This window comes from Rhizobium mayense (genome assembly GCF_030272705.1).
Taxonomy (GTDB): domain Bacteria; phylum Pseudomonadota; class Alphaproteobacteria; order Rhizobiales; family Rhizobiaceae; genus Rhizobium; species Rhizobium mayense.
This window is the reverse complement of the sequence record NZ_JARFYM010000037.1, coordinates 62192-68691: the sequence shown is the minus strand read 5'-3', so window position 1 is coordinate 68691 and position 6500 is coordinate 62192. Positions and strand designations below refer to the sequence as shown.

At 61.0% G+C, this 6500-nt stretch carries 5 protein-coding genes; 2 read left to right on the top strand and 3 right to left on the bottom strand.

What is annotated here, in order from left to right:
• Positions 1 to 34: 34 nt before the first annotated feature.
• Together PY649_RS29705 and PY649_RS29700 are read right to left on the bottom strand one after the other, a co-directional pair.
• The gene (locus tag PY649_RS29705; RefSeq protein ID WP_285872484.1) at positions 35 to 3004 is read right to left on the bottom strand and encodes a Tn3 family transposase; all 2970 of its coding nucleotides are present in this window, start codon (positions 3002 to 3004) and stop codon (positions 35 to 37) included.
• Between the two features lie 15 nt (positions 3005 to 3019).
• Complete coding sequence (locus PY649_RS29700) at positions 3020 to 3625, bottom strand: recombinase family protein (RefSeq protein ID WP_035228554.1); 606 nt, start codon at positions 3623 to 3625, stop codon at positions 3020 to 3022.
• Between the two features lie 297 nt (positions 3626 to 3922).
• Here PY649_RS29700 and PY649_RS29695 point away from each other — a divergent pair, with 297 nt between their 5' ends.
• Together PY649_RS29695 and PY649_RS29690 are read left to right on the top strand one after the other, a co-directional pair.
• Entirely contained in the window at positions 3923 to 4177 is a 255-nt protein-coding gene (locus PY649_RS29695; protein ID WP_120709110.1) for a type II toxin-antitoxin system Phd/YefM family antitoxin, read from the top strand.
• On the top strand, positions 4177 to 4620 hold the full coding sequence (locus PY649_RS29690) for a type II toxin-antitoxin system VapC family toxin (protein ID WP_285872483.1): 444 nt from the start codon (positions 4177 to 4179) through the stop codon (positions 4618 to 4620). The genes PY649_RS29695 and PY649_RS29690 overlap by 1 nt, the downstream gene beginning before the upstream one ends.
• A 517-nt stretch (positions 4621 to 5137) precedes the next feature.
• On the opposite strand, the gene PY649_RS29685 is transcribed toward PY649_RS29690, so the two are convergent.
• Positions 5138 to 6412, bottom strand: a complete 1275-nt coding sequence (locus tag PY649_RS29685) for a dicarboxylate/amino acid:cation symporter (RefSeq protein WP_285872482.1) — start codon at positions 6410 to 6412, stop codon at positions 5138 to 5140.
• Between the last annotated feature and the right edge of the window lie 88 nt (positions 6413 to 6500).

The following is a 6500-nucleotide window of genomic DNA, read 5'->3' as shown; positions in this document are numbered from 1 at the left end:
CGGGGCTCCGTGGGCATTTCTGCAATAATACCCGCTAAGGGAAAGCGAAGTTGTTTGGATTGAAACGGTTAGCGCGGATCGGCCTGAAGCGTTCGAGGGGTCTGTCAATTTCGTTCCAGAGATAGTCGCCGGTGAGTGCGATATGAGCCCAGGGAAGCGGTGCGACCTGGGAGAGCAGCTCGGCGGGAATATCGATGCCCTGGGTGCGGACATAATCGACAGCGCGGCTGAGATAGACGGTGTTCCACAAGATAATGGCGTTGACGACGAGGTTGAGACCTGACGCCCGATAGGCCATGGTTTCCGCCACGCGGTTGCGCAGCTCGCCAAGCTGGTGGAGGAAGACCGCCCGGGCAAGGGCGTGACGGCTTTCACCCTTGTTGAGGATGGCATGCGATCTGCGCCGGAGCTTGGTGTCGAGCAACCAGTCGCAGATGAAGATCGAGCGTTCAATCCGGCCCATTTCACGCAGCGCCTGATTGAGCCGGTTTTGCCGAGGCGATGCGGCAAGCTTCTTGAGGATGACGGACGGCGGCACCAGGCCCGCGCCGATCGATGCCTTCAGCCGCAAGACCTCATCCCAGTGCTGCTCGATGACATCCATGTTGACGGTTCCCGCGATTAGCGCGCCGAGCGGCTCGTACGCCGGGTCGGGATCGATGACGAAGAGCCTGCGATTGCCGAGATTGCGGATACGGGGAATGAGCCTATAGCCGAAGCCGTGGAACATCGCGAATGTCGTTTCGGTCGCGCCGGCGGTATCGGTTGCATGCTCATGGATTTCGACCGAGCTCTCGTTGTGAAGGAGGCCGTCGAGCACGTAGGGCGCTTCGCTCTCGGACGCCTGGATCATCCGGGAGAAAAAGGAGGCGAAACGATTGGACAGGAAGCCATAGACCGAGGCACCTGGTCTTTTGCCGTATTTTGCATTGTATTCGAGACTGGCTTCACCGCGCCCGCCTGCTGGAAAGAACTGCCCGTCCGAGGAGGAGACATGACCGTCGCCCCAGACCTCGGCGAACGGATGGGCTTGCTGCGCATCGACCAGCACGGCAGTCGCCGTGGCGTAGGTTTCTGATCGTAGATGCCGATCCACCATTAGCATCATCTGGTGGATTGTGACGCCGCGTGAGCTTTCCGCCATGCGTTCAGCACCGGCATTGGTGGCGTCGGCAAGGATAGCGGCCATCAGTGCTGCCTCATCGTTCGCCGTCTCGCCGGTGCGATAGTGTGTGAAGCTGTCAAGGAACCTGGTCCAGCTGTGGACCTCAGCAAGCAGGCTGGTGATCTTGATCCGGGGCACGAGGATATAAAGACGCCGGCTGAGCGCGACGATCCTGTCACGCTCCTCCTCGCGGATCGGGGAGACCGACAAACCCTTGTCGGAAATAGCCGCATCTGGAATGGCGTTGGCGGCCGCCGCCCTTGCCAGCTCTTTGAGTTTCGCGTCGAGTGTGGCGGTTCGTTCAGCTCGCCATTCGGCAAAGCTGTCAGGGATGGCAAGCTCGAGCCGCCCTTCGGCGCGCATCAGGGCGAAGATCGGTCGAGGCAGAAGATAATCCTCGAAACTGCGCCATGCCCGGCTGCCATCAACCCATATGTCGCCGGCCCGCAGGCGCTCCCGCAGGTGAACGAGCACCGCCACTTCCCAGGCCCGCAGGTCGATGGTGACACCGTCCGTGCGCACACGTCGCCGCCACTTGCGGGTCATGAACGCGAACGGCACCTGCGCGGGTAGCTTCCTGCCACTGTAGAGCGCACGCAGATGATCCACTGCCCTCAAAACCGGATCATCGGGACGAAACGACCGGAAAGAGAACGCGCCGAACATGAGCCTGCCCAGCTTTCGCAGCGATTTGTGCCGCTCTATGAGCTCATCGAATTCGTCGCTGCGATCGGGGCGCACGACGGACCTGGCTGCCGCCATGCTGGCGGTCAATCCGTCCCAGCCGAGTGAGACTGCAATTGCGGATGCGAGATCGGTGTTGCTCTCACGGGCGGCCAGAAGCGCCTCGCCAAGCTTGAGATGATCGAGCGCCACCCCATCAAGAATCTCGGCTTCTTTCAGCCGGCGTTCTGCGCGGCTCAGTTCAGCCTTGCGACGGGTGCTGCCGATCAGTTTGCAGAACATGTCGATCGCAAGGTCGGTGAGTGCCGCCTGCCTCTCGATGACGAACGCCGTCAACGTGGCGTAGCGGCGCTCGGATGTCAGGCGTCGTATCTCACGGGCATGCAGAATGCGGGCGTCCCGGGCGATGATGCCATAGCGGTTGGCATGGATCGTTTTACGCCGCTCATCGGAAATCGCCGCCGAACGCAGAACCTCAAGCCGGGCAATCAGGCCCTTGAGGTTTTTCAGTTTCGTCCCCTCCGGCGCTTCCGCAATCCAGCCAAGATGGCTCCGATCGCCGGACCGATCGATGAGAAGCTGATCAAGCGCCTCGATGGACGGTTGCTCCATGCCCCGGATCAAGCCGCGATAAGCCTGTCGTCGCGCTGCCGCGCGGCCCGCCATCGCCAGACGTATCAGCAGTTCCGGCACAGGAACGAGCAGCTTCCTCTCCTTGAGGGCTTCGATCACGGCCTTGGTGATCGGCTCGCCTTGTTCGGTCGCGGCGGCCTCGCGTGCCGCCGAGGTGATCAGGGATCGATAATCGCTCGCCCGGACGGGCTGGAGATCCAGTGCGACGACAATCTCCCGCGTATGTTCTCGACGGGTTTCCTCCCGCTGGGCATAGAGTGCGAACACCGCAGCGTCGATGCCCAGTTGGTCGGCGACAACGGAGATGACCGCCTGAGGCGGAACTTCCCCAGCGCGGAGCGGACGACCGAGATCACGCACCAGGGCGAGTTGGATGGCAAAACCCAGACGATTATGCGATCGGCGATGCGCCCTGGCGAAAGCGATGTCCTCAGTGGACAGCGCATAGCGCGCAAGCGCCTCTTCATAAACGTCGGGTGGGTCGAACAGAACGGTACGCGACTGCGCGTCGAGGAAGGCCATCGGTCACACCCGCTCTCAAACCGGGGGAGCAGGCTCATCTTCTTTGCCCGGTCCGGTCCATCCTGTTCGCCGCAATGTGTCGATGAGCGTCGAGCGCGGCACCTTGAATGTCCGACACACCGACGCCTTGCTGGCGCCGGCTTCCAGCGCCGCCAGAATCTGCTCGACCTTTTCGGTGTCGATCGTCGGTGGCCTGCCGCCCTTGCGACCGCGCCGGCGTGCCGCCGCCAGACCAGCGTTGACCCGCTCCGTGATCAGCACTCTCTCGTATTCGGCAAGCGTGCCAAACAGGTTGAACAGGAATGCGCCGTGCGAATTCGTCGTATCGATCGCTTCCGTCAACGAGCGGAAGGCGACCCCGCGTATCTTCAGATCCTCGACGATCCGGATCAGGTGGGAGAGCGACCGGCCCAGACGGTCGAGCTTCCAAACGACTAGGACGTCACCTTCGCACAATTCTGCAAGGCAAGCCTTCAGTCCCGGCCGATCGTCGCGCGCGCCCGAAGCACGATCCTGATGCAGGTGACGCTGATCGACCCCGGCCGCAAGCAGGGCGTCGCGCTGCAAGGCAACCGACTGCCGCTCATCACTGCTCGATACCCGCATGTAACCAATCAACATGCACGACAAACCTCAAATTCCGAGTTCGATTTCGACGCGCCGAACCGCTACGCGGAAATCATCTGTTTTCCGTCACACGAAAAATCTCTTAGCGGGTATTATTGCAGAGATTCCCACTGAGCCCCCTTGCGCATCGAGAATTCCCGATAGCCCGGCCGACGGCCGGTGCTATGCTGATTTCTCCAATCTTCTTCATTGTTTCAGGATCGCGATGCTGCCCCGCAGCGGCTGTATCTTGCAATTCCGGCCCATGCGGATTAAATGTGGTTACGTAACCACAATTATTGGAGGCTCGTCATGACCGTCACCACGCTATCAGGACGAGAACTTAATCAGGACCTTGGACGCGCAAAGCGCGCCACCAAGGACGGGCCTGTGATCATCACCGACAGGGGTCGGCCTGCGCATGTTCTCCTGTCGTACGACGACTACAAGCGGCTGACAGGGAAAGTGCGGACGCTCGGTGACATGCTGGCAGCGCCGGGAGCGGAAGGCGTTGACTTGCCGCTCCCGCAGCGTACGGAACATGCCCGGCCGGTCGACCTATCCTGATGCTGTTGCTCGATACCAATGTCGTGTCCGAACTGCGCAAGGTCGCGAGCGGCAAGGCTGATCTCAATATCGTAGTCTGGAACGAAACCGTCGATCCGGCCGAGACCTTCATTTCATCTGTCGTCTTGCACGAGCTGGAGATCGGCGTTCGGCTCGTCGAACATAATGATGCAGCCGCCGGCAAGGTGTTGCGCAACTGGCTGGAAAAGACCGTTCTCACTGCGTTTTCCGGCCGCATCGTGCCTCTGGACGAGGCGGCGGCCGTTCAGGCGGCCCAATGGCAAGTGCCCAATCCCAAACCGATCAACGGCGCCTATATCGCGGCGACAGCCTTCACCCGTCGAATGACGCTGGTCACGCGCAATATCAAAGATTTTGAGGGCCTGGGAGTTGCACTCGTGAATCCATGGGATCTCGGACATAGCGTTCTTAAGAGTCCATAGCGATCGCTCGTGTGATGTGATTAATCGCATGCTGTGGGAAACGACCACCTGACCGGGATGTCTCGAACATCATTCGTTCCGTTCGGGCCATCGGCATAGAGCGCGGTCACGATCGCTTGCCGGCCGGTGGCGGAGGCAACCGGCTATGAGGCCCTAGCCGGGCCGTTTCCATTTGTTCGCTCCATGACATCGCCGGCCAGGCCGGTCAAGCGGCCCGTGAAGGCTTCGCCCGAGGGGCTTGGTCGGCGAATACTACAGCGTTTCCATCAACACCGGCCACGGCAGGCTCAATGCTAATCTGGGCCGCTATCCCGGTCAGGACGACGAAGGCCTGATGGCCATCGTTTTGGGAATTATGCCGAATAACGGCGCGTCGCGAAGCCGACAATAGAGGGAGGAGGGGGCTTCCTCGGCACAGGCAACAAAGCCGTCGCTTGTCGATAAAACAAAAGAGGCGCGATCTGGAAACCGGACCGCGCCAAACCGCACTAATATGCGGTAGTTGCCCTGGGAGGCATTATTCGGCCGGCTCGGTATTCGTGGGGTTGGCGTCAACGGGTGCTAGGACTGAAAGCGCGGCGGAAAGCTGCGACCGATCGAGTTCATTCTCCCAGCGGGCGACGACGACGGTGGCCACCGCGTTGCCAACGAGATTGGTCAGCGCTCGGCATTCCGACATGAAGCGGTCGATACCGAGGATCAGCGCCATGCCAGCGATCGGAACCGAAGGGATGACGGACAGCGTGGCGGCGAGCGTGATGAAACCGGCGCCGGTGATGCCGGCCGCACCCTTCGAGCTCAACATTGCCACCAGCAGCAACAGGATCTGGTCACCGAACGTCAGCGGCGTATCGGTCGCCTGGGCGATGAAAAGTGCTGCCAACGTCATGTAGATATTGGTGCCGTCGAGATTGAAGGAATAGCCCGTCGGAATGACGAGGCCGACGACGGAGCGCTTGCAGCCGGCGCGTTCCATCTTGTTCATCAGGCCGGGCAATGCGGCTTCCGAAGATGAAGTACCGAGCACCAGCAGCAGCTCTTCCTTGATGTAGCGGATCAGCGCCAGGATCGAGAAGCCGTTATAGCGGGCGACAGCGCCGAGCACGACGAGCACGAACAGCAGCGACGTCAGATAGAAGGTGCCGATCAGGAATGCCAGATTGGCGATCGTGCCGATACCATATTTGCCGATGGTGAAGGCCATGGCGCCGAAAGCGCCGATCGGCGCGAACTTCATCAGGATCGACACCATCCGGAAAATCGGCGCCGTCAGCCCCTGCAAGAAATCCAACACAGGGCGGCCACGTTCGCCGACAGCACCCAGCGCGATGCCGAAGACCACCGAGAAGAACAGGACCTGGAGAATGTCGCCCTTGGCGAAGGCACCGACGATGGTGTCCGGGATGATGTTCATCAGGAAGCCGACGACGGAGGCGTCATGTGCTTGCGCCGCGTAATTGTTGACGGCCTTGGTATCCAGCGACGCCGGATTGATATGCATGCCGGTGCCCGGCTGCAGGACGTTCGAGACGATGAGGCCAACGATCAGTGCCAGCGTCTTCAGGTCCGACATGCCGGCGATGCCGGTTGCCACCGTCAGGAAGATGACCGGCGCAATGACCATGCGCACCAGTTTGATGAAGGCATCGCCGAGCGGTTTGAGCTCCGTGCCGACGTCCGGATAGAAATACCCGAGCAGGATGCCCGCAGCGATCGCCGCGAGGACCTGAACATAGAGATGCCGATGGAGCGGTGTCTTGCCGCGGACCTCCGCGGAATGTTGTGCGGCCATGATATCCTCCACGCGGGCTTAGTCCGGCAACAGGCCGGGCCTCCCAGCCCACCTTTCCAACGATCGACAGCGGCCGCTGCCTTATAGA

Bases quoted from the DNA above. Each gene is read 5' to 3' on its own strand.
- PY649_RS29705 (WP_285872484.1), bottom strand. From the start codon at position 3,004: ATGGCCTTCCTCGACGCGCAGTCGCGTACCGTTCTGTTCGACCCACCC.
- PY649_RS29695 (WP_120709110.1), top strand. From the start codon at position 3,923: ATGACCGTCACCACGCTATCAGGACGAGAACTTAATCAGGACCTTGGA.
- PY649_RS29700 (WP_035228554.1), bottom strand. From the start codon at position 3,625: ATGTTGATTGGTTACATGCGGGTATCGAGCAGTGATGAGCGGCAGTCG.
- PY649_RS29690 (WP_285872483.1), top strand. From the start codon at position 4,177: ATGCTGTTGCTCGATACCAATGTCGTGTCCGAACTGCGCAAGGTCGCG.
- PY649_RS29685 (WP_285872482.1), bottom strand. From the start codon at position 6,412: ATGGCCGCACAACATTCCGCGGAGGTCCGCGGCAAGACACCGCTCCAT.